The organism is Proteus myxofaciens ATCC 19692 (assembly GCF_001654855.1).
Classification (GTDB): Bacteria; Pseudomonadota; Gammaproteobacteria; order Enterobacterales; family Enterobacteriaceae; genus Proteus; species Proteus myxofaciens.
The window spans coordinates 1-22,063 of sequence record NZ_LXEN01000066.1; the positions used below are offsets into that span (position 1 = coordinate 1).

The following is a 22,063-nucleotide window of genomic DNA, read 5'->3' on the forward strand; positions in this document are numbered from 1 at the left end:
AAAAAATCATATCAACACCATACTATTTTTATAATTAACATTAATCTTAATGAGTAATAAGTAAAAGTATAAACAATTATTCTTTTTTTTATTTTGCTATGTGTGTCAAATTACGGTTGTATTTTTTTAATTTTTAATATTTTCTAGATAAATAAACTTTTATTTTTAATAAAAATGAAACAACATCCCTTTTAAACATAAAAAATATCAATTTTATAATGTAATCAATATAATTTATTTATGCCTTATTCTTTTTAACCATTTACTCAATCCAAATCAACGGAACACAAATCGCTGTTAATATTCCCATCGAAATATTAAAAATAAACCAAGCACGACGACTTTGTAAAAATAAACTAATCAATGCCCCACCTAAAATCCAAATTACACCTGCAACTAAATTAACCAGAAACATTGCAATACTAATGATTATAATTGAGTTAAAATAGGTATCACCAGACAAACTGAAACTTCCTACAGCACCAAGACCCATCATCCACGCTTTAGGATTAAGAAATTGTAATAAAGCACCTTGAAACCAACTAACAGTTTGAGGGGCTTTAGCTGGAATATCTAAGCGTTGATAAGATGACGTGGCGGTTTTCCAAGCTAACCAGAGTAAATAGAGGCTGCCGACTATTTTTAATCCTGTGTGTAATGCAGGGTAGATAATTAATAGTGCAGCAATACCAAATGCAGAACTAAATAACACGCATTGCATTCCAAGCATAATGCCAGCCATCAACTTTAATGAGCCTTTAAAGCCAACATGAGCGCCAGAAGAGGTTAACAATAAATTATTAGGTCCTGGAGTAATAGCGGCAATAAAAAGGAAAACGCTTAAAGAAAAAACAAGACTTGTTGTCATCATGATATGCTCAAAAGTGTGACGGTGGTTTTATTTTTACTGAAAATAGCAGTATGTTATTTAGCAAACAAGTGTTAATTAATTTTAATAAACGAAATTATGTCTCAATACTTTTATCCAATTCGCTGGGCTAAAAATCCACATTTACAAACACTATTACCAAGAATAGTGCGTAGAACACCGCGATTAACGCCCTATTGGCAACGACTTAATCTACCTGATAACGATTTTGTCGATTTAGCATGGAGTGAAGATCCTAAATTGGCTTCGCACAAGCCTCGGTTAGTTATTTTTCATGGGTTAGAAGGTAGTTTTAAAAGTCCTTATGCTCATGGCATGCTATCTGCAGCAAAAGCGAGAGGCTGGTTAGGCGTTGTTATGCATTTTCGTGGTTGTAGTGGCGAACCTAATCGACAAAAAAGAATTTATCATTCAGGTGAAACCGATGATGCTCGTTATTTTTTAAACTGGCTACAAGCAGAATTTGGGCCTCAACCTACCGCAGCGGTTGGTTATTCACTAGGCGGTAATATGCTCGCTTATTATCTCGCTGAAAGTGGTGACAATGCTGTTTTAGATGCTGCCGTTATTGTTTCTGCACCTTTAATGCTAGAACCTTGCTCAATAAAAATTGAGCAAGGATTTTCTCGTTTCTATCAATGGTATCTTTTAAAAGGACTAAAAAGTAACGCGACACGCAAGCTAATTCGTTATCCACACTCGTTGCCCATTAGTTTATTGTCGATAAAATCTATCAAAAAATTACGCCAATTCGATGATTTGATCACATCTAAAATACACGGTTTTAAAGATGCTTTAGATTACTATCGCCAATGTAGCGCGTTGCCTTTATTGAATAATATTAAAAAAGCAACGCTTATCATACATGCCAAAGATGATCCTTTTATGTCGACAGATGTGATACCTGATATCGCCACATTACCCAAAAATATAGAATATCAATTAACAGAATTTGGCGGGCATGTTGGTTTTGTCAGTGGGAAACTTTCTAAACCCGTTATGTGGTTAGAAAAACGTATTCCGGATTGGTTAACGACGTATTTGGAGAAATCAAAATGATTATACCTTGGAAAGAGCTTTCGACTGAGGCGCTAGATAATCTTATTGAAAGTTTCGTTTTACGAGAAGGGACTGATTATGGTATGCAAGAGAAAACGCTTGAACAAAAAGTCGCTGACGTAAAAAAACAACTCATATCAGGTGAAGCGGTATTGGTTTGGTCTGAACTCCATGAGAGCATTAATATTATGCCTGCATCACAGTTCCGCCCTGATTAATTACCTCGAGTTAGCGACATAGCATCGACCAATAAGGAACGTTCCCTTATTTTTATAAAGGATAAGATATGTCTACTAAACACCCTATCATCGCAGTCACAGGCTCTAGTGGTGCTGGAACGACCACTACAAGCCAAGCTTTTCGTAAAATATTCCAACAAATCAATGCTCATGCGGCATTGATTGAAGGCGATAGCTTTCATCGTTACACTCGCCCTGAAATGGATATGGCGATTAGAAAAGCCAAAGAACAAGGCCGACATATCAGCTATTTTGGTCCTGAAGCCAATGATTTTAGTCTACTCAGTGCCACGTTAAGCCAATATGGTAATACAGGTGAAGGCCAATCACGTAAATATCTCCACTCTTACGATGAAGCCACACCTTATAATCAATTACCAGGTACATTTACCCCTTGGGAAGCTTTACCTGAAAATACAGATGTGCTGTTTTATGAAGGCTTACATGGTGGTGTTGTTACAGATGAGCATGACGTCGCACAACATGTTGATTTACTCGTTGGCGTAGTTCCTATCGTTAACCTTGAATGGATACAAAAGCTTATAAGGGATACAACGGAACGAGGCCATTCACAAGAGGCAGTAAAAGACTCTGTCGTACGTTCTATGGATGATTATATTAACTATATCATCCCTCAATTTTCTCGTACTCATATCAATTTCCAACGCGTGCCAACTGTTGATACATCAAATCCTTTTTCTGCTAAAGGCATTCCTACCCTTGATGAAAGTTTTATTGTTATTCGCTTTCGTGGCCTAACGGATATCGATTTTCCTTATTTATTAGCTATGTTACATGGCTCATTTATGTCAACAATTAATACTATCGTCGTTCCTGGTGGAAAATTAGGTTTAGCGATGGAATTAATAATGGCGCCACTAGTTAAGAAATTACTGAATGGGGAAAAAATAAGTTAATTTTATTTTTAATTTCTATAAAAATAATATCCCATCAAATGAGGGATATTATTTTATTATTTAAACTTTATTTTAAAAAATAAAATTTATTCAGATTCTTTAATTTCAAATGAGTGAGTAATATTCGCAGCTTTACCCAACATTAAAGAGACAGAGCAATATTTTTCAGCAGAAAGTTGAACCGCTCTTTCTACTATTTTATCGGATAAATCTTTGCCAGAAACAATAAAATGTAAGTTGATATCAGTAAATAAGCGAGGTGCTTCCTCACGACGCTTTGATGTTAATTTCACTTCACAATCAGTCACTTGATGACGACCTTTTTGCAAAATACTAACTACATCAATACCACTACATCCACCTGCAGCAACTAATAATAATTCCATTGGACTTGGTGCTTTATCACCAGAATTACCATCCATTACAACTTGATGACCTGAAGATGATTCACCGATAAAAGATAAATCTTCAACCCATTTAACTCGTGCTTCCATTATTTCACCCTCAACAGCATAGAAACTAAAAGAGTACATTCTCATAATACAACTAGCAATTAGCAAATAGGTTTATTATGCTGACTGCGTAAAACGAGACTTAATGCGTAAACTGTGTTAAAAACAATATCTGCTTGATGATAGTGGTTAAGATCAATGCATTATTTTCTCATTTATTATAATCTATCCCATATTAACTTCCCGCATTATCAGGAAGTAAATCGGTAAAGATAGGATTTTTAAGCATGCTGTCTCAAAAGGAGCCTTCTCCGTTTTGAATGGCTGCATTTAACGTACAGAGGATAACGCGAATGGTTCTCGGCAAGCCGCAAACAGATCCGACTCTTGAATGGTTTTTGTCACACTGCCATATTCACAAATATCCATCCAAGAGCACGCTGATCCACCAAGGTGAGAAAGCGGAAACCCTTTATTATATCGTCAAAGGTTCCGTAGCTGTTCTTATTAAAGATGAAGAAGGAAAAGAGATGATCCTTTCCTACCTTAATCAAGGTGACTTCATTGGTGAACTTGGATTATTTGAAGAAGATCAAGAACGTAGTGCATGGGTTCGAGCAAAAACAGCCTGTGAAGTAGCAGAAATCTCCTATAAAAAATTCCGCCAATTAATTCAGGTCAATCCTGATATTCTGATGCGTCTTTCCGCTCAAATGGCGAGCAGATTACAAACAACGTCAGAAAAAGTGGGTAACCTTGCTTTCCTTGATGTAACAGGACGCATTGCACAAACCTTACTTAACTTAGCAAAACAACCTGATGCAATGACGCATCCTGATGGCATGCAAATCAAAATTACACGTCAGGAAATTGGTCAGATTGTTGGTTGTTCACGTGAAACTGTGGGTCGTATTCTAAAAATGTTAGAAGACCAAAATCTTATTTCCGCTCACGGTAAAACTATTGTCGTTTACGGTACTCGCTAAGTAAGTTGTTTAAAAAGTCTATCTAGACTATCGCTTACCGTATCGTATAAAACCCCTTCATTATTGATGGGGTTTTATCTTTATATTAAATAGACGATAAATGAACAAATTCAGCAATCGCTTTATCTAATGCTTTCATCCCTTCAGCAAGTTCTTCTTGCGTAATAATTAGCGAAGGCGTGAACCGTAGGACATTAGTGCCTGCATTTAGCATCATCAACCCTTGTTTTATTGCTAACGTTAAAATATCCCTTGCTTGATTTGCATATTGAGGTGCTAATTCAGCACCAATTAATAAGCCTTGTCCTCTAATCTGAGAGAAAACACCGTAACGCTGATTAATTGCCATCAATTCATCAACAATCCACTGATAACGTTGCTGTACGCCCTCTAATACTTCTTTCGTATTAATCAAATCAAAGGCGACATTACCAACAGCACACGCTAATGGGTTACCACCATAAGTCGTTCCATGAGTTCCAACCCCCATTACTGACGCAATATCGGCTGTTGTTAGCATGGCGCTTAATGGGAAGCCACTGCCTAATGCTTTTGCCGTTGTAATGATGTCAGGTGTTACATCATAGTTCATATAAGCAAAAAGCTTTCCAGTGCGTCCCATACCTGTTTGCACTTCATCAAGCACCAATAAAGCTTGGTTTTCATCGCACAACTCACGTAATCCACGCATAAATTCAGGTGTTGCAGCTGTAATGCCACCTTCACCTTGAATAGGTTCTAAGACAACGGCGCAAGTATGAGAGTCAATGACAGCTTTTACAGCATTAAGATCATTAAAAGGTACATGAATGATATCGGCAGGTTTAGGGCCAAAACCATCAGCATATTTAGCTTGTCCACCAACAGAAACCGTAAAGAAAGTTCGTCCATGAAAAGCATTATGGAATGCTATAATTTTGGTTTTATAAGGGCTATGGCGAGTAATTGCATAATGACGAGCGAGTTTAAAAGCAGCTTCATTAGCTTCAGCGCCTGAATTAGCAAAGAAGACACGTTCAGCAAAGGTATTATCAATAAGCTTTTGTGCTAACTCTAAAGCTGGCTCGTTAGTAAACACATTACTAACATGCCATAGTTTTTCACTTTGCTCTTTAATGGCTTGATTTAGCGCAGGATGTGCATGCCCCAAGGCAAGAACGGCGATTCCACCTGCAAAATCAATATAGGAGTTACCTTGTTGATCCCAAACACGACTTCCTTGTCCTTTTACAGGAATAAAGTCGGCAGGTGAATAAATTGGCAACATAACTTGATCGTATGTTGCCCGATTAACGCTTTGTTTTGTCATTATCCCACCAAATTGATATTTAGACCTAAGTGAAAATATAATCACTAAATATGAATAAAAAATCAAATCTGGTTTGCAATAAAAACAACTTTATTCTCTTAAAAACTGTTATCTAACTAATATTTAAGAAAATTATTTAATAGTTCATGACCTTGTTCACTAAGAATACTTTCAGGGTGAAACTGAACCCCTTCTATCGGTAACGTACGATGACGTATTCCCATGATTTCATCAACATTACCATCATGCTGACTCCACGCCGTAACTTCAAAAGGAACGGGTAATGTCGTCGCATCAATCACGAGTGAGTGATAACGCGTTACACTTAAAGGTCGGTTAAGTCCTTTAAAAACGCCTTGCTGATTATGATGTATCAACGCGTTTTTTCCATGCATCACTTCGCGTGCTCTAATCACTGATGCACCGAAAGCTTGCCCAATAGCCTGATGCCCAAGACAAACGCCAAGGATAGGTATTTCTCCTGCAAATCGCTGTATCGCCTCAAGAGAGATACCCGCTTCGTCTGGTGTACAAGGACCCGGTGAGATAACAAGATGTGCTGGCATCATCTTTTCTATCTCTTTAAGCCCAATTTCATCGTTACGTTTAACAACAACCTCAGCACCCAGTTCACAAAAATATTGATAGAGGTTGTAGGTAAACGAATCGTAATTATCAATAAGTAACAGCATATTAGCCTATCCGACTGATTTTATTATCATTATCTATTTTTTGCTATTTTGAAAATCAACAATCCCTGACAAAATAGCTCGTTGCTTAACCAACTTGGGTACAACAAAGCCGATTATCATAGCACAGGTATAAAATATGAATAGTAAGTAAGAAATCCTGCTGTTTTATTGCGCAATAACAATAATCTCGATGATTATTGATAAATAAAGAGTTTAATTATGTATTACTACCACTAACTAGCAGATAGTTCGAAAAAAAACACTAAAAAATTTCGTAGAAAAAGCCCCGGAATAATAAATATTATTCCGGTTCCTGTTTTTTACTCTTATTTAGAATAAATCAACTGTCTACACTAGTGCTGTTTTATTCTTTCACGACTTCAGCTGATAAAATAGTTACCGTTTTTACAGGTACATTTTGATAAGGCCCAATATTACGGGTTGGTGCTTGAGAAATTTTATCAACAACATCCATACCTTTTATGACTTTACCAAATACGGCATAACCGAAATCACGCTGACCATGATCTAAAAAGGCATTATCTGCAACATTTATAAAAAATTGGCTCGTTGCACTGTCTTTATCAGATGTACGCGCCATAGCGATTGTACCTTTTAAATTACGTAATCCATTATCAGCTTCATTTTTGATTGGTGCTTTGGTTTGCTTTTGTTGTAAATCCGCAGTGAAGCCACCGCCTTGAACCATAAAACCAGGAATAACACGATGAAATGTCGTGCCATTGTAATAACCATCTTCGACATACTGAATAAAGTTTTTGGTTGTAATTGGTGCTTTTTTATTATCCAGTGAAAATTCAATATTGCCTTCAGATGTGACTAATTTAACTAAGGTCTCTCCCGTTGCCATTGCAAAGTTTGCTGTTGTTAAGGTGCAAGCGGTAACGAAGGTGACAAGAAAACGTTTTAACATGCAGGGATTCCTTTACTTTAATAGTCTACAACTTACTTAATATGCAAGGATTCTAATTCGCACAGATAAATAGTGCCAATCATTTACCTTTATTTACGCTTAATAACCCCATTTACACAAGAATTGGGAAAATTTAATTTTTAATCGCTGTCATAACCGCTTAAATTACGCCAAAATAGAGCCAATAGATAATTTATCGTATTTAATCTCAATGCACAGATTTAATTAGCATGCATTAGACATAGCATTAATTTCAAAGAGGCTTATATCAGAATGACGCAATTTAATTACCAAAAAGCACATTTTATCATTAGTGCGCCTGATATCCGTCATTTACCACCCGATACAGGAATTGAAATTGCCTTCGCCGGTCGCTCTAACGCTGGTAAATCGAGTGCATTAAATGCACTAACTCAACAAAATGGACTAGCAAGAACAAGTAAAACACCAGGAAGAACACAATTAATTAACCTTTTTCAAATTGAAGAAGGTCGCCGTTTAGTGGATTTACCCGGTTATGGTTATGCACAAGTACCAGAAGAGATGAAACGTAAATGGCAACGTTCTTTAGGAGAATATCTTCAAAAACGAGAATGTTTACGTGGTGTAGTTATTTTAATGGATATTCGCCATCCCTTAAAAGATCTTGATATGCAAATGATTGACTGGGCTGTAGATTCTGAATTGCCTACATTAGTTCTGCTGACAAAAGCAGATAAGTTAGCATCAGGGGCTCGTAAAAAGCAGTTAATGAGTGTTCGTGACACCCTATCAGAAAAATCGGGCGATATTCGCGTAGAGTATTTTTCTTCATTAAAGAAAATAGGTATCGATAAGCTACGTGACACACTAAATGGTTGGTTTTCTGGAACTTCGCAAACAGCTATTGTTGATAATAAAGCTTAATCGCAAAACGATATTCTTTTTCTAAAAATAAAGGGGATGATCTTCCCTTTATTTTACTCATACTGCCCCACCTTTCTTTTCATTCTTCTTATTGAGTCGCACCAACCTCTATTTCACTGAAATTTAGACAAAAAAATGCCCCAGTTGAAATAAACTCAACTGGGGCAGCTAATATTCAGCTAAATCCGATTACGTGAAGTAAAAGGTCTGAAAGATAGAACATCTTACCTCTGTACCCTACGAGAGATAATGTACTCCATTTTTTTGCTCAATAAAAGCCCTTTTGTAGTTTTTTTTCATATGCAAACACGATTCAGCCATACTTAAATGCGTTTTAACTCTAAATAAATGTAGTTTAATTACATATTTATGAGATCTAAATCACTCACAAGAATACCCCCTAAGAATATGATTAAAAAGAGAGCAAATGACACAAAATGTGCGGTTTCCCTCTATTAATTTTATGGTAGGCTTATCGCGAGACTGTAGTAAATTTGTTATTAGCGATAAGTATGAGGTATCCATGGCTGTATTAACGCTATTGCGTTTTCCTGATGAGCGTCTACGCAAAGTGGCAACGCCGGTGGAAAAAGTAGATGACGAAATACATACATTAATAGACGACATGATTGAGACCATGTACGCACAAAGAGGTATCGGTTTAGCCGCACCTCAAGTTAATGTATCTAAACGTATTATTGTTATTGATGTTTCTGAAAACCGGGATCAACCCCTTGCTCTTATCAATCCAATCATTGTCAGCACAGAAGACGAATTGATGGATATGATGGATGGATGCCTTTCTATTCCTGACTCTTTTGCACCAACAGAGCGTTATCGTTTCTTAAAGGTCAAAGCATGGGATAGAAATGGGAATGATATTGAGCTTGAAGCATCTGATCTTTTTGCAGGCTGTATTCAACATGAGATAGACCATCTTGATGGAAAACTCTTTATTGACCATTTATCACCGCTGAAACGCCAGCGTATTGAAAAGAAACAAAAGAAACTCAGCAAATTAAACGATTCACAAATCGCTTAATTGCTCTAAATATGGCAAAAGCGCAGTTATTACGAGTTAATAACTGCGCTTTTTTAAAACTAAATAGAACTTTAATTATTTAGTCAGTTACTATTAATGGGCTTCATCCCAATTATTACCGACGCCAACTTCTACTTTTAGTGCAACCGCTAAAGTCATACTACTTTCCATTAGCTGATGGATCATCTCATTCGCTTTGTCTAAATAAGATTCACGAACTTCAAACACTAATTCATCGTGCACTTGCATAATCATATGCACATCATCAGGGCATTCATTACAGATCCAATTATCTACAGCTATCATCGCTTTTTTGATAATATCAGCCGCAGTACCTTGCATTGGTGCATTAATCGCTTCACGCTCAGAGGCTTTACGACGAATCGCATTTTTAGAGTTAATCTCTGGTAAATACAATCGACGTCCATCTAATGTTTCAACATAGCCTTTTTCAGCAGCTTGTTTACGTGTTCGTTCCATATATTCTAGTACACCAGGATAGCGCTCAAAATAGAGATCCATATAGCGCTGTGCTTCTTTACGATCTACACCAATTTGTTGAGATAGGCCGAAAGCACTCATACCATAAATCAAGCCAAAGTTAATGGCTTTAGCGCTACGACGTTGCTCTGAAGTCACTTCATCTAATGGAATACCAAATACCTCAGATGCCGTTGCTCGGTGAATATCTTTACCTTCAGCAAAAGCCGTTAATAAACCTTTATCTTGAGATAATTGAGCCATAATACGCAACTCAATTTGCGAATAGTCAGCGGCCACAATTTTAAAGCCATCACGTGCAATAAATGCTTGGCGAATACGACGTCCTTCTTCATTTCTAACAGGGATATTTTGAAGATTAGGATCACGAGAAGAAAGACGACCTGTTGCCGTAACAGCTTGATGATAAGAAGTATGCACACGCTTTGTTTTACTGTTCACCATTAACGGCAATTTATCAGTATACGTTGATTTTAATTTCGCGAGTCCGCGGTGCTCTAAAATCAAGCGAGGTAACTCATGGCTATGGGCTAACTCTTCTAGCACCTCTTCATTTGTAGATGGAGCCCCTTTTGGGGTTTTCTTGATAACAGGTAACTGTAGCTTTTCAAATAAAATTTCTTGCAATTGCTTAGGTGAAGAAAGATTAAATTCTTGGCCTGCTAACTCAAATGTCTCTTTCTCTATTTCAGCTAAACGTTGAGTAATTTCTTTTGATTGCTCAGCAAGCACTTGTGCATCAATTAATACACCTTTGCGTTCCATTCGAGAAAGCACAGGTACTAATGGCATCTCAATATCGCTGTAAATGTGTTTAAGCGGTTTAACAGCGTCTATTTGAGGATAAAGTGCTTGATGCAATAGCAACGTGATATCCGCGTCTTCAGCGGCATATAGCGTAGCTTGTTCAACCTCAATTTGATTAAACGTTAACTGACCTTTGCCTTTACCCGCTATTTCTTCAAATGTTGTCGTTTTATGATTAAGATGCTTATCAGCGAGAGTATCCATATCATGACGATTGCTAACGCTATTGAGCACGTATGATTCCAACATCGTATCGAAATCGATACCTTTTAGCTCAATTCCTTCATTTTCCATAATGCCACGATCAAACTTCAAATTTTGCCCGATTTTAGCGATTGATTCGTCTTCTAAAATCGGTTTTAAAGCAACGAGAACTTCATTAATAGGCAGTTGCTCTGGCGCATCAAGATAATCATGTCGTAATGGAAGATAAGCGGCTTTACCGGGTTCAACAGCAAAAGACATACCAATTAATCGAGCATCGATATTATTTAAGCTGTCAGTCTCAGTATCAAAAGCAAATGCAGGCGCATTTTTTAAAATATCAACCCAGCGCGCTAAGCTTTCATGCGTTAATATCGCTTCGTAATTTTCTTGCGTAATAAGAGGGAAATCTGCGGTCGCGACTGTGTCTTTGTTTTCAGCAGGTTGTGCAGAATAAGGAACGGGAGCTTTACGACTACTGCGTTGCGCTAACCACCCGCCATTTTGCAAATCACTTATCCAGCGTTTAAATTCATAACGCGTAAACATATCGAGTAATTTGTCTAGATCAGGCTCATTAACGTTAAGATCGTCAAATGTTTTATCTAACTCAACATCCGTTTTAATTGTCGCTAATTTATAAGAGAGCATGGCAATTTTTTCATGATCTGCCATTTTAGCGCCTAATGTTTTAGCACCGCGAAAACTCAATGTGGCGATATTATCAAGCTGTTGATAAATCTCTTTAAGACTACCAATACCTTGTAATAAGCCTAATGCCGTTTTTTCACCAACACCGGGTACACCAGGAATATTATCTGAAGAATCGCCCATTAAGGCGAGAAAGTCGATAATAAGCTCAGGAGGTACACCATATTTTTCTTTAACTTCTTCAGGGCCTAAAATGACATTTGTCATTGTATTTATCAGTGTGACATTTGGCGTAACAAGTTGCGCCATATCTTTATCACCCGTGCTGATTAATACATTTTTACCCTCTGAGGCTGCTTTTAACGCTAAAGTGCCAATAACATCATCAGCTTCAACGCCTGTTATTGAGAGTAAAGGTAATCCCATCGCTTGCACCATTTCGTGCAAAGGCTCTATTTGTTCACGGAGATCATCAGGCATTGGTGGGCGATTTGATTTATATTCTTCATATAATTCATCACGGAATGTCTTACCCTTAGCGTCAAACACAACCGCCACATGACTTGGCTTATACTGTATGATAAGGCTACGTAACATATTAAGCACACCATACATAGCACCTGTTGGTTCACCTTTGCTATTAGTTAGCGGAGGAAACGCGTGATAGGCACGATAAAGGTATGAGGAGCCATCTACAAGGATAAAGGGGTTTTCTGCTATTTGGACCATAATCTATTCATCATTGCTCTGAGGTTCGTGGATAGGACTAGAATGCCACATTGCGAGCCAATAGACGAATATTACCTGCCATGAAATTTTCTTAAATTCGATGAATCATCGTTAAACAAATAAGATAATCATACCGATATCAGATAATTAAATATAATAATTTTATAGAAAGATATTTAAAAATAGAAATTACATTTATTAAAATAAGAATATAAATAATTATCAAATTTTTATTTAATTAAAACATCCTTGTTCTAATTAAGCAGAATTAAAAACAAGATAGCTATTATTAAATAATTGCGCTTAAACATGCAAAACTACCAAATAATATCCCAGGAGCATTGGCGATTGCTACCGGATATTCTTTACTTTTCACACCATAATAGGTCCAAAGAAAGCAGTTTATTGCTGCAACAAAAGGCTGAAAAGGACTGGTTTTAATGCCATTAAGATTGTCCATAATTTGCGGAATATAAGAGATATACATACCGCAAGCAGTGATTGTGGCGACCCAACTCACCAATGTGACAATATTAATTTCATTTAATTTAGCAATTTTATTGTTGAGCGTTTTAAATAACAGAGACAATGGTTGACTAATACTACTCAAAATAGTCGTCGATGTATTCTTACCCGTTATTTCAATTAAATTGAGATTTTCTGAATCAATTTCGTTTTGCATCGAACCTCCGATTTTATTGATAATTTTGAAAAAGTAACTACTATAAATTTCGAATAAACCAAGACTAAACTTAATTATTATCAATATAATAGTTAATAAAATTTAAAATATATCCATATTTACTTGGAGAGTAATTTAATTCCTTTCTATCATTCTCATATAAATTTTACGGTTAATTTGTTTTATCATAGAAAAAAATAGATTGTCAAACAAATGAATATCGATGACTTTTAATTATTTTTGAATCAAAAAAATACTATTAACACTCATGTCACAAACGATAAAACAAGCATAGAATAGTAAAAATCAATGAATAGAGGAGATATCAAGAGTAAGCACCTTAATCATAACCAATAAATATATCAGTAAGTTACTTACTATTAATTGACTATTTTATAAAAGTCAAAATTCTCAGATAATTATTTTAAGATCCTAATTGGGCATTTATTGTTCACATAAATGTCACATTTGATTTGTTAGATGCTAAATACTGGTGACGATAACAATAACAACCTGTGGATAACTCTGTGAATATTTTTTAACTTCATCTATATTAATAAGTTATCCCTCTTTTCATTTTGTTAACATAATCAAAAAATCAATAACTTAGCTTTATTTCAAAAAAAAATAATAATAAAAAAATATTTTTACGAATGTGGATAGTTATAGAATTAGAAAAATTAAAAAGAAAAAAATAGCGCTCATGGGATATAAGCGCTATTTTCTCAGACAAAAATCTTATATGACATTCGTCATCTTATAAAAGAAATATTCTTTTTTATTTTTTTGCGATAAGTTGATTAACAATATCAGAATATGCTTTAGCGTATTCTTCTGGTGATTTAGCATCAATTTTATCATTTCTTATTTTATATTTACCGTTAACAATCATGGCAGGAACACCGTTGATTTGATAATCCGCTAACGCATTTTCTTGTTGACTCACTAATGAGTTAACAACAAAGCTATTAATTGCTGAATCATAATCTTCAGCTTTAACGCCGGCATTAATAAAAGTAGTACGAATATCTTCTACAGAATTAATAGATTGATTTTCTTGAACGGCTTTAAACAATGCTGGTGAGACTTGATCTTCAACACCTAAAGCCATTGCAACAGCCCATGCACGAGTTAAATCCTTACCATATTTGCCTAAAAAATCAACGTGATAACGAACAACTTTCGTATTTTCAGGGACATTTTTTTCAACAGTGCTATTTACTTTAAATACTTCCGAAAATTGATAGCAGTGAGGGCAATAGAATGAGAAAAACTCAACAACGTCAGGTGCATTTGCAACGGGTTTGGATAGGCTATTGTATTGTTTTCCTTCTGTAATATCTGCAGCTGAAACACTAAAAGCTAAAACCATACTTGCTAACGCGAGCCAAATCTTTTTCATTTGTTATCTTCTCCTAAAAATTAATACATTGGGGTAAGTTGTAATGGAGCTTCATTTAATTGTTCAACTTGCCTTTTAAATAAAGTTAATTGTTTAAGCCAAAAATCAGCATCTTGAAACCAAATAAAAGCACGAGGAAAAGCAGGGTCTTCCCAGCGCTTAAGAACCCAGGCAAGATAATGTACCATTCTCATTGCTCTTAATGGTTCAATTAAGGATAACTCCTTTAAATCAAAATCTTGATACTCATAATAAGATTCGAGAAGCGTATTTAACTGTAGCACCTGTTCTTGTCGCGAACCGTTTAATAGCATCCAAAAATCTTGTATTGCCATTCCCATTCGAGAATCATCAAAATCAACCATAACAATTTCATCACGCCACAAGATATTACCAGGATGGCAATCTCCATGTAGGCGCAATATATTCCATGTAGAGTCATTAATAAGAGGGCTCACATCGTGGATCAGCTTGTCAATAACCTCAATAAATGACGATTTAAGGTTATTAGGTACTAAAGGACTTTTTTCAAATACTAATTTTGGTGCAATCAGATATTCTTCAACAGAAATTGTAGGTCGGTATTGATAGGTTTTTTTTCTGCCTATTTGATGAATACGCCCTAATGTACGCCCTACTTCTTCAAGCTGGAATAAATTATCTGTTTCATAAGCCCTACCGCCAATACTTGGAAATAGTGCAAAATAAAAACCGTCATCAGAAAGGTGAACGGTATCACCATTAATCATTAAAGGTGCTGCAACAGAAATATCAGCTTCTTTTAAATCAACAACAAAATCATGCTCTTCTTTTATTTGCTGATAAGACCAACGTTGAGGACGATAAAATTTCACAACATAACGTTGCTTGTGCTCATCCATAAATTGAAAAACACGATTTTCATAGCTGTTTAATTCAGTTAACCCAGATTCTGGATAAAAACCAATTTTAAGGAGTGCATCCCATATATTATCGGGTGATAGTCCTTGGAAATTAAACGAGGTAGAAATATCCATTTGCTATCCTAAATTAGTCTTTAATCACACCACGAGCACGTAGGATCGCAGTTTTAAAGTCTTCTTCGTAATCTTTTTTTAATCCAGGAATTGCATCAGTTGGTGCTGAACCACGCATTTTTAGATGATAAATCAATATATCATCAGTTAGATCAGACAAATCACCTTTAAAACCCGCATCATCAGCCAGTTTCTGTAATAATTGAACTAAGTTTAAATCTGAATTTTCAACCCAAACAGGTTGTAGTAATTCGATAACTTCATTAAGACGGTGACATTTCATACTAAAAATCCTTATTATAAAAAACAACAACAAAGTACCAAGTATTATCCAATAGAAAAAGAAAACCTCTGTCAATCTGCGTAAATATTACGCTTTTTTGATAATAATTACGGTTGATTTACATGAAATAGCAATAAGTCAGTACTTTCTATTACTATATCGTCTTTACTTGATAAATATCTTTCGGAATTTTTAGCTAATTTATTCACAAATATTGAATATGAAAAATAAAATGATAACAGGTGGCATACTAGCAGGTGGTCGAGCAACTCGTATGGGTGGGGTTGATAAAGGGCTACAAATTTTAGAGGGGAAACCACTCTATTTACATATTGCAGATAAACTTTCATCTCATGTTGATCATATCCTTATCAGCGCTAATCGTAATTTAGATGAATATCGTAAAAGTCATTATCCTGTTATAACCGATGAAATAGAAGACTTTGCAGGCCCGTTAGCAGGCATGTTAGCGGTATTAAAAAATGCACAAACACCTTGGGTCATTTTTGTTCCTTGTGATGTTCCTTATTTTCCAGTTAATTTAGTTAAAAATCTTTATGAACAAAAAGGGGATGCTTTAGCATCTTATGTTTATGATGGAAATCGAGAACACCCCACGCTTTCACTGTTAAATCGTCGTGTTATTCCTATGCTAGAAAAATACCTAGCGCAAGGTGATCGCAAATTAATGCTTTTCATGAAACAAATCGGAGCAAAGCCTGTTTTATTTGCAGATCAAGCAGAAGCATTTATTAATTTAAATACCCTTCAAGATATCCAAAAAGCACATAAATAAAGAGAGCAAACATAATGAAAAATAACGTAGATTTACCGCTTTTAGGGATAACGGCTTGGAGTGGTACAGGAAAAACAACTTTACTTAAAAAGCTTATTCCTGAGTTGCGTAAGCGCAAAATACGAGTTGGTATGATAAAACACACCCATCATGATATGGATGTTGATAAACCGGGTAAAGATAGTTATGAGCTTCGTAAAGCAGGTGCAGACCAAACGCTAGTCGCTAGCCAACAGCGTTGGGCTTTAATGACAGAAACCCCAGAATTACCTGAACTAGATCTTTACTACCTTGCCTCTCGATTTAACGCAAGCCAATTAGACTTAATTTTAGTTGAAGGTTTTAAAGGAGAAGCGATTCCTAAAATTGCCCTTTATCGTCATATCAATGAGCGTGATTTTAATGAATTACTAGATAAACATATCATTGCTGTGGCAAGTGATTGCAAGTTGGAGATTAATTATCCGCTACTTGATATCAATAACCCAGAAACTATTGCTCAATTTATTGCAGATTGGCTTAATCAGAAAAATAAAAATAAGTAAAATAAGTATTGATAAAGAGAGCGCCTTTATAGCGCTCATCACATTACTATTAAGACATTATAATCGCTTGATAAGGTTGTAAAATAATTTTACCCTCTTTATCATTCACAATTGGGCTATTATGCAAATATATCTGTTGTTCATTGATAGATAATGGTTTTTCTTCACCGCTAAAATTACAATAAATATTCACCATTTTACCTTCATGTTGCCGCTTAAATGCAATGACATCACTAGGTGAATCAAGAGGTATAAAATCACCGTAAATTAAAATATCGCTAATATCAGAATGGCGTCTTAGTGCGATTAATTGTTGATAATATGAGAAAAGTGATTTTTTGTCGCTACACTCTTGCTCCGCATTAATTTCCACATAATTAGGATTTACTTTTAACCAAGGTTTACCCGTTGTAAATCCACCATTATCTTTATCATTCCATTGAAATGGTGTTCTTGAATTATCACGACTACGTAAATTAAAATATTCCATCATTTGCTCATCGCTATAACCTTCTCTTCTCCCCCATTCTATTAATTTGAAAACATGTAAATCATCATGTTCCTCAAGGGTCATAGAACAATTCGTCATCCCTATTTCTTGTCCTTGATAAATAAAAGGAGTTCCTCGTTGGGTTAATAAAAATGTCGCCAACATTTTAGCGCTGATAGAATTAATTGCGCCTTTAGGCAGAAATTTATTTAATGAACGAGGTTGATCATGATTTTCAAGATAAGGCGCTCCCCAACCAATACGTTGCGTATCTAATTGGCTTTTAATAAATACCGGTTTTAAACTTTCTCCTGTTATGGGAGATGTAGTAAATGGCTTTTGATGGCGAATATCTAAATCTGCAATACTGAAATCAAATACCATAGAGAAATAACCATTTTCACCCACATAGGCAAGTAAGTCTTTTTCTGGTACATCAATTTCAGCAACCGTCATACTATTGGCTGGCTTAAAGGTTTTATCCGCTAATTCCGTTAAAAATTTATCAATACCTGGTTGATTTAATACCCAAGGTACTAAAGATGCTGAGCCGTCTTCTCTATCTGCTTCAAATCGATGTTCACTTAATGATTCTGGGGATTTTTTTAAATTACCAATGGCATCAATACGAAATCCTGCAACACCTTTTTTAATCCACATATTAATCATGTCGATAATTTCTTTACGAAGTTGAGGATTTTCCCAGTTTAAATCCGGCTGCTCAGGACCGAAAGAATTAAAATACCAACGATTTGAATTAGGGATACGAGTCCAAACAGAGCAATCAAAATAAGTGCGTAAATTATTAGGTGGTGTCGGCTTATCCCAATGTTTAAAAATATAATAGTCTGCATATGGGCTATCAGGATCAGCTAATGCTGCTTTAAACCAAGGATGTTCATTAGAAGAGTGGTTTAACACCAAATCTAATAATATTTTTATATCGCGTTTTTTCGCCTCACTAATTAGTGTATCTAATGCACTATTATCACCAAAAATAGTGTCAACCACAGAATAATCGGCAATATCATAGCCATTATCTTTCATAGGCGATTTAAAAATAGGACATAGCCAAATAACATTGGTACCTAATGACTGTATATAATCTAATTTCTCTGTGATACCCGCTAAGTCTCCAATACCATCACCATTACTATCATAATAACTCTTAGGATAAATTTGATAGACCACGGCTTCTTTCCACCAAGTACTAGACATATTCACCTCTTAGTGATAATAAATTAAATATGGAACAGTTCCACATTAATATAGACACGAAAAACGTCAATAAGGAAATGAGCTTACTAAACTGTGAAACGGCTCATATTAAATAGTGATAATTATCTCGATTAATATCACTTTATCTTAATCAGATTGAGATATATTAGTTTTTCACACTCTTATAGAAAGGAGCTACAGCATATTCAATGGCCGGGATCCGCGATGTCGCAAAAAGAGCAAATGTTGCTGCTAGTACTGTTTCCAGAGCACTTAACAATAGTGGTTATGTTTCACAATCAGCTCGCGAAAAAATAAAAAAAGCGATAGAAGAACTGGATTATATTCCAGATAGTTGGTTAAGAAATTTATATCAACAAAAAAGCGCCGTTGTAGGCGTTATTATTAATAGCCTTGAGTATCCTTATTTTGCAACTGTTACTCGTTTTATTGAGAACAAACTCGCTGAAAAAGGCTATAGCATGATGTTATGTGCAACTCAAAATAGCAAAATACGTGAACGTATCTTTTTTGATATGTTAAAACGTGGCCAGATTGACGGTATTATTGCAGAATATCTCTTACTCAATGATAGAGAATATCAACATATTCAAAAACCGGTCGTTACACTCGATCGTCATCTCTCTGATATTCCGCTAGTTTGTTCAGATCATCATACTGGTGGGCAATTAGCTGCAGAACATCTGATTGAAAAAGGATGTAAAAAAATTCTTTTGATTGAAGATAACTCTAATTATCTCTCGTCTACACCGTCTTATAAAAGTTGTTTAGCATTTAAAGAGAGATTATATCAGGTGGGTATTAACCCTATTTCTCACCAAGTAAATTGGAAAACCGAAGAAAAAGATTATTTTCATACATTTGCTAAAAAAATACTCAATACACACCCAGATATAGATGCTATTTTTGCCGCTGATATTCCTGCAATAGCATTATTTAATGAAGCATTAAGAAAAAATATAGCCATTCCAGAACAACTAAAAATTATCGCTTATGATGGTAGTCCTTGGCTAAATCAAACTATTAATAAATTAACTTGTATTGAGCAACCCTTTGAGCAATTAGCAGAAAAAAGTGTAGAGATTATTACCTCACTCATTGAAGGTGAAGAAGTAACAGAGAAAATGACTGTCATCCCTGTACAATTTATTCAAGGTGAAACAAGTTAAACGAGCCAATATAAAATGCCAAAGGAATACTTCGCTTTGGCATTTTTTTAAAAGTTTTTATTAATTAAAAAACGTATCTCTTATTTAGCAGGACGAACCGCTATTACTTCAATTTCGACACGCCAAGCAGGATTACCTAGTTTTGCTACTTGGAACGCAGAACGTGCTGGTAGTTGGTCTGTTTTTGAAGCATCAAAGAACTTAGAATAACCGTTCATAAAACCTTTAAAGTCCATAGTTCCGTTATTCTCTTCACCACCCACTAAGAAAACTTGCATTTTAACCACGTCGTTCATATCCAGACCCAGTTTATTCAAGTTTGCCTTAATCTGCTCTAATACATTAATGGTTTGTTCTTCAGTATTACCATAAGAAGACAGCTCATTATCTGGCGCATTTGCTGATTTCTTGGTAGGTACTTTACCACTTAAGAAAACGAGATTATTGCCTGCATTAATTTCAACTGCCTCTGAAATAGGCATACCGTCTAATTTATGATGCACAACTTTCTCCGCTGCATTTGCACTTGCAACACCAAAGATAAAAGGTAGAGCAACAAGTAAACTTTTATAGCGCATACTAATTCCTTAATAAGTTAGATATACAGTAAAATAATTGACTATTTACGACTTAAAGCGATCCAAACTAAATGGCGTTGGATCAATGACGGGTTTTTTACCCGTCACAATATCTGCGGTAACTTCACCGGCAGCAGGACCTTCTGTCATTCCCCACACTGTCGCTGTATTGATAACAAGACCTGGGTACTCTTTTACTTCTGAAATAATCGGTAATTCATCAAATGTTGGACTTACAACTGCACCCCAACGTTCAACAATTTGTGATTTTTCAAATACTGGGAATTCTGTTTTCATTCTTTGGAATACAGCATCTAAATGCTCAGTATTTTGTGTTGCAGTCGCGATGCGATATTGCTCAAAAGGTGATTTTTCGTCTAATTTCCATGATGTAGGCATTTTGAATGAATTAAACAAGTCTTCACCAATAGAGAATTCTAATGGTAGCTCACCACCACCTAATAAGTGCATAAATTTAGGCCCTAATAGGAAACTATCTTTAACAATGGAGCTTGTGAAGATACGTGGGGCTACAGCATAAGTGCCGTCAGCTTGTTCTCGAAAGTGGATACCATTTGGTAAATGCACATTACCACGTGGTGCGCCTGGAACACCGGATACACGTTGTTGTGATAAGTAAACATTCAAGGTTGGAAGATCAACCCCCATATTCCCCATGAATAAACGTGACCAAATACCCCCAGCAAGAACAACGTTAGATGTTCTTATTGCACCTTTTTCAGTGACAACATCAGAAATTTTACCACCTGCTGTTTCAATACCTCTTACTGCGCAATGAGTATAGATTTTAACACCAATTTGTTTAGCATAACGCGCTAATGTTGGTGTACCCGTTTCAGGATCGACAGAACCAGAATCTTCTTCAAAAGCAGCAACAGTCCAAGGTGTTTGTGCACCTACTAATCTATTTGATAACTCTTCACCCTTAATAATACGAGTATTTAAAGGTACATCAAATCCTGCTGTTTCTTTGGCTGTTTTGATCCATTCTTGCGCTCTATCTAATGCTTTTTCATCAGCAAGCGCTTCAACTCGACCTTGTGTGCGATAGCTGGTATCAGCACCAATTTTTTCGTTCATACCACGCCATAAAATTTTTCCGTAATGATGCAATGGGAAAATTTCGGGTGACGTTTGGTAGCTAATGATTTGGCTGTATGCGCGGCCTGATTGCTCTCCAGCAACCTCGCCTTTTTCTAAAATGGTGACACTCATACCACGTTCAGCTAAATTAATCGCTGTCATGATACCTTGAATACCACCTCCAATAATGACCACATCAGATTCTGATGGCAGGGCACCCTCAGTACTTTCAACAAATAAAGCTCTTGATTTAGATTCAACAAATTTACCATCACGGCGAACCATTGGAACTAAAGTGGCCGCACCACCAGCAAGTACGCCAGCAGCACCAATGCCTAGCAAAAGCTTTCTCCTTGAAATTTTCATCTTCTACCTCAGTAATGGACTTATTATTTATATTGTTATTAGTTTATTAATCAGAGACTAAATAATACCACACTAA

General features: G+C 35.8%; 23 protein-coding genes. 9 read left to right on the forward strand and 14 right to left on the reverse strand.

The features are described 5' to 3' along the window. Positions 1-262 precede the first annotated feature (262 nt). Positions 263-868, reverse strand: a complete 606-nt coding sequence (locus M983_RS07160) for a LysE family translocator (RefSeq protein ID WP_066749430.1) — start codon at positions 866-868, stop codon at positions 263-265. A 99-nt stretch (positions 869-967) separates the two neighbouring features. Here M983_RS07160 and M983_RS07165 point away from each other — a divergent pair, with 99 nt between their 5' ends. From M983_RS07165 to M983_RS07175, 3 genes are all read left to right on the forward strand, one after another. Beyond that, on the forward strand, positions 968-1,948 hold the full coding sequence (locus tag M983_RS07165; RefSeq protein ID WP_066749246.1) for a hydrolase: 981 nt from the start codon (positions 968-970) through the stop codon (positions 1,946-1,948). After that, positions 1,945-2,166, forward strand: coding sequence for a YheU family protein (locus M983_RS07170; RefSeq protein ID WP_066749252.1), 222 nt, complete (start codon positions 1,945-1,947; stop codon positions 2,164-2,166). Before M983_RS07165 ends, M983_RS07170 begins: the two co-directional genes overlap by 4 nt. A 68-nt stretch (positions 2,167-2,234) precedes the next feature. Beyond that, a complete protein-coding gene (locus M983_RS07175; protein WP_066749255.1) occupies positions 2,235-3,104 on the forward strand; it encodes a phosphoribulokinase in 870 nt (289 codons plus the stop codon). A gap of 86 nt (positions 3,105-3,190) precedes the next feature. On the opposite strand, the gene M983_RS07180 is transcribed toward M983_RS07175, so the two are convergent. Further along, positions 3,191-3,598: an OsmC family protein gene (locus M983_RS07180; RefSeq protein WP_066749257.1), complete on the reverse strand. Its 408-nt coding sequence runs from the start codon at positions 3,596-3,598 to the stop codon at positions 3,191-3,193. 311 nt (positions 3,599-3,909) lie between these two features. Here M983_RS07180 and crp point away from each other — a divergent pair, with 311 nt between their 5' ends. After that, positions 3,910-4,542 carry a cAMP-activated global transcriptional regulator CRP gene (crp, locus tag M983_RS07185; RefSeq protein WP_066749260.1) on the forward strand — a complete coding sequence of 211 codons (633 nt, stop codon included), beginning with the start codon at positions 3,910-3,912 and terminating at the stop codon, positions 4,540-4,542. An 85-nt stretch (positions 4,543-4,627) separates the two neighbouring features. Here crp and argD read toward each other — a convergent pair whose 3' ends face one another. The 3 genes from argD to ppiA all read right to left on the reverse strand — a co-directional run bounded on the left by argD (position 4,628) and on the right by ppiA (position 7,477). Beyond that, positions 4,628-5,851: a bifunctional acetylornithine/succinyldiaminopimelate transaminase gene (argD, locus tag M983_RS07190; RefSeq protein ID WP_066749265.1), complete on the reverse strand. Its 1,224-nt coding sequence runs from the start codon at positions 5,849-5,851 to the stop codon at positions 4,628-4,630. 116 nt (positions 5,852-5,967) lie between these two features. Continuing rightward, entirely contained in the window at positions 5,968-6,543 is a 576-nt protein-coding gene (locus M983_RS07195) for an aminodeoxychorismate synthase component II (protein WP_066749268.1), read from the reverse strand. A gap of 364 nt (positions 6,544-6,907) precedes the next feature. Then, a complete protein-coding gene (ppiA, locus tag M983_RS07200) occupies positions 6,908-7,477 on the reverse strand; it encodes a peptidylprolyl isomerase A (RefSeq protein ID WP_066749271.1) in 570 nt (189 codons plus the stop codon). A gap of 273 nt (positions 7,478-7,750) precedes the next feature. Between ppiA and yihA the strand changes: the two genes are divergently transcribed. Next, positions 7,751-8,383 (forward strand): ribosome biogenesis GTP-binding protein YihA/YsxC, encoded by a 633-nt coding sequence (yihA, locus tag M983_RS07205; protein WP_066749275.1) that lies wholly within the window; start codon positions 7,751-7,753, stop codon positions 8,381-8,383. Between the two features lie 175 nt (positions 8,384-8,558). On the opposite strand, the gene spfP is transcribed toward yihA, so the two are convergent. Continuing rightward, positions 8,559-8,606, reverse strand: coding sequence for a small protein SpfP (gene spfP, locus M983_RS18105; protein ID WP_438361642.1), 48 nt, complete (start codon positions 8,604-8,606; stop codon positions 8,559-8,561). Positions 8,607-8,906: 300 nt separating this feature from the next. Here spfP and def point away from each other — a divergent pair, with 300 nt between their 5' ends. Next, a complete protein-coding gene (gene def, locus M983_RS07210) occupies positions 8,907-9,425 on the forward strand; it encodes a peptide deformylase (protein ID WP_066749279.1) in 519 nt (172 codons plus the stop codon). A gap of 93 nt (positions 9,426-9,518) precedes the next feature. Here def and polA read toward each other — a convergent pair whose 3' ends face one another. The 5 genes from polA to M983_RS07235 all read right to left on the reverse strand — a co-directional run bounded on the left by polA (position 9,519) and on the right by M983_RS07235 (position 15,700). Beyond that, positions 9,519-12,317 (reverse strand): DNA polymerase I, encoded by a 2,799-nt coding sequence (gene polA, locus M983_RS07215; protein ID WP_066749282.1) that lies wholly within the window; start codon positions 12,315-12,317, stop codon positions 9,519-9,521. Positions 12,318-12,606: 289 nt separating this feature from the next. Further along, positions 12,607-12,999: a SemiSWEET family transporter gene (locus M983_RS07220; RefSeq protein WP_083954569.1), complete on the reverse strand. Its 393-nt coding sequence runs from the start codon at positions 12,997-12,999 to the stop codon at positions 12,607-12,609. Positions 13,000-13,777: 778 nt separating this feature from the next. Beyond that, positions 13,778-14,401, reverse strand: coding sequence for a thiol:disulfide interchange protein DsbA (gene dsbA / locus M983_RS07225; RefSeq protein WP_066749284.1), 624 nt, complete (start codon positions 14,399-14,401; stop codon positions 13,778-13,780). Positions 14,402-14,421: 20 nt separating this feature from the next. After that, on the reverse strand, positions 14,422-15,417 hold the full coding sequence (locus M983_RS07230) for a serine/threonine protein kinase (protein ID WP_066749287.1): 996 nt from the start codon (positions 15,415-15,417) through the stop codon (positions 14,422-14,424). A gap of 13 nt (positions 15,418-15,430) precedes the next feature. Further along, complete coding sequence (locus M983_RS07235) at positions 15,431-15,700, reverse strand: YihD family protein (protein WP_066749290.1); 270 nt, start codon at positions 15,698-15,700, stop codon at positions 15,431-15,433. Between the two features lie 220 nt (positions 15,701-15,920). On the opposite strand from M983_RS07235, the gene mobA reads away from it, so the two are divergent. Then, entirely contained in the window at positions 15,921-16,496 is a 576-nt protein-coding gene (gene mobA, locus M983_RS07240) for a molybdenum cofactor guanylyltransferase MobA (protein WP_066749293.1), read from the forward strand. A gap of 14 nt (positions 16,497-16,510) precedes the next feature. Continuing rightward, positions 16,511-17,041, forward strand: coding sequence for a molybdopterin-guanine dinucleotide biosynthesis protein MobB (gene mobB, locus M983_RS07245; RefSeq protein WP_066749296.1), 531 nt, complete (start codon positions 16,511-16,513; stop codon positions 17,039-17,041). A gap of 49 nt (positions 17,042-17,090) precedes the next feature. Here the strand turns inward: mobB and M983_RS07250 are convergent, their stop codons facing one another. Then, positions 17,091-18,749 (reverse strand): alpha-glucosidase, encoded by a 1,659-nt coding sequence (locus tag M983_RS07250; RefSeq protein WP_066749299.1) that lies wholly within the window; start codon positions 18,747-18,749, stop codon positions 17,091-17,093. Between the two features lie 209 nt (positions 18,750-18,958). On the opposite strand from M983_RS07250, the gene M983_RS07255 reads away from it, so the two are divergent. Then, complete coding sequence (locus tag M983_RS07255) at positions 18,959-19,939, forward strand: LacI family DNA-binding transcriptional regulator (RefSeq protein ID WP_066749303.1); 981 nt, start codon at positions 18,959-18,961, stop codon at positions 19,937-19,939. An 80-nt stretch (positions 19,940-20,019) separates the two neighbouring features. Here the strand turns inward: M983_RS07255 and M983_RS07260 are convergent, their stop codons facing one another. Both M983_RS07260 and M983_RS07265 read right to left on the reverse strand, forming a co-directional pair. Beyond that, complete coding sequence (locus M983_RS07260) at positions 20,020-20,517, reverse strand: RidA family protein (protein WP_066749307.1); 498 nt, start codon at positions 20,515-20,517, stop codon at positions 20,020-20,022. A gap of 45 nt (positions 20,518-20,562) precedes the next feature. Then, complete coding sequence (locus M983_RS07265; RefSeq protein WP_066749310.1) at positions 20,563-21,987, reverse strand: NAD(P)/FAD-dependent oxidoreductase; 1,425 nt, start codon at positions 21,985-21,987, stop codon at positions 20,563-20,565. Positions 21,988-22,063: the final 76 nt, after the last annotated feature.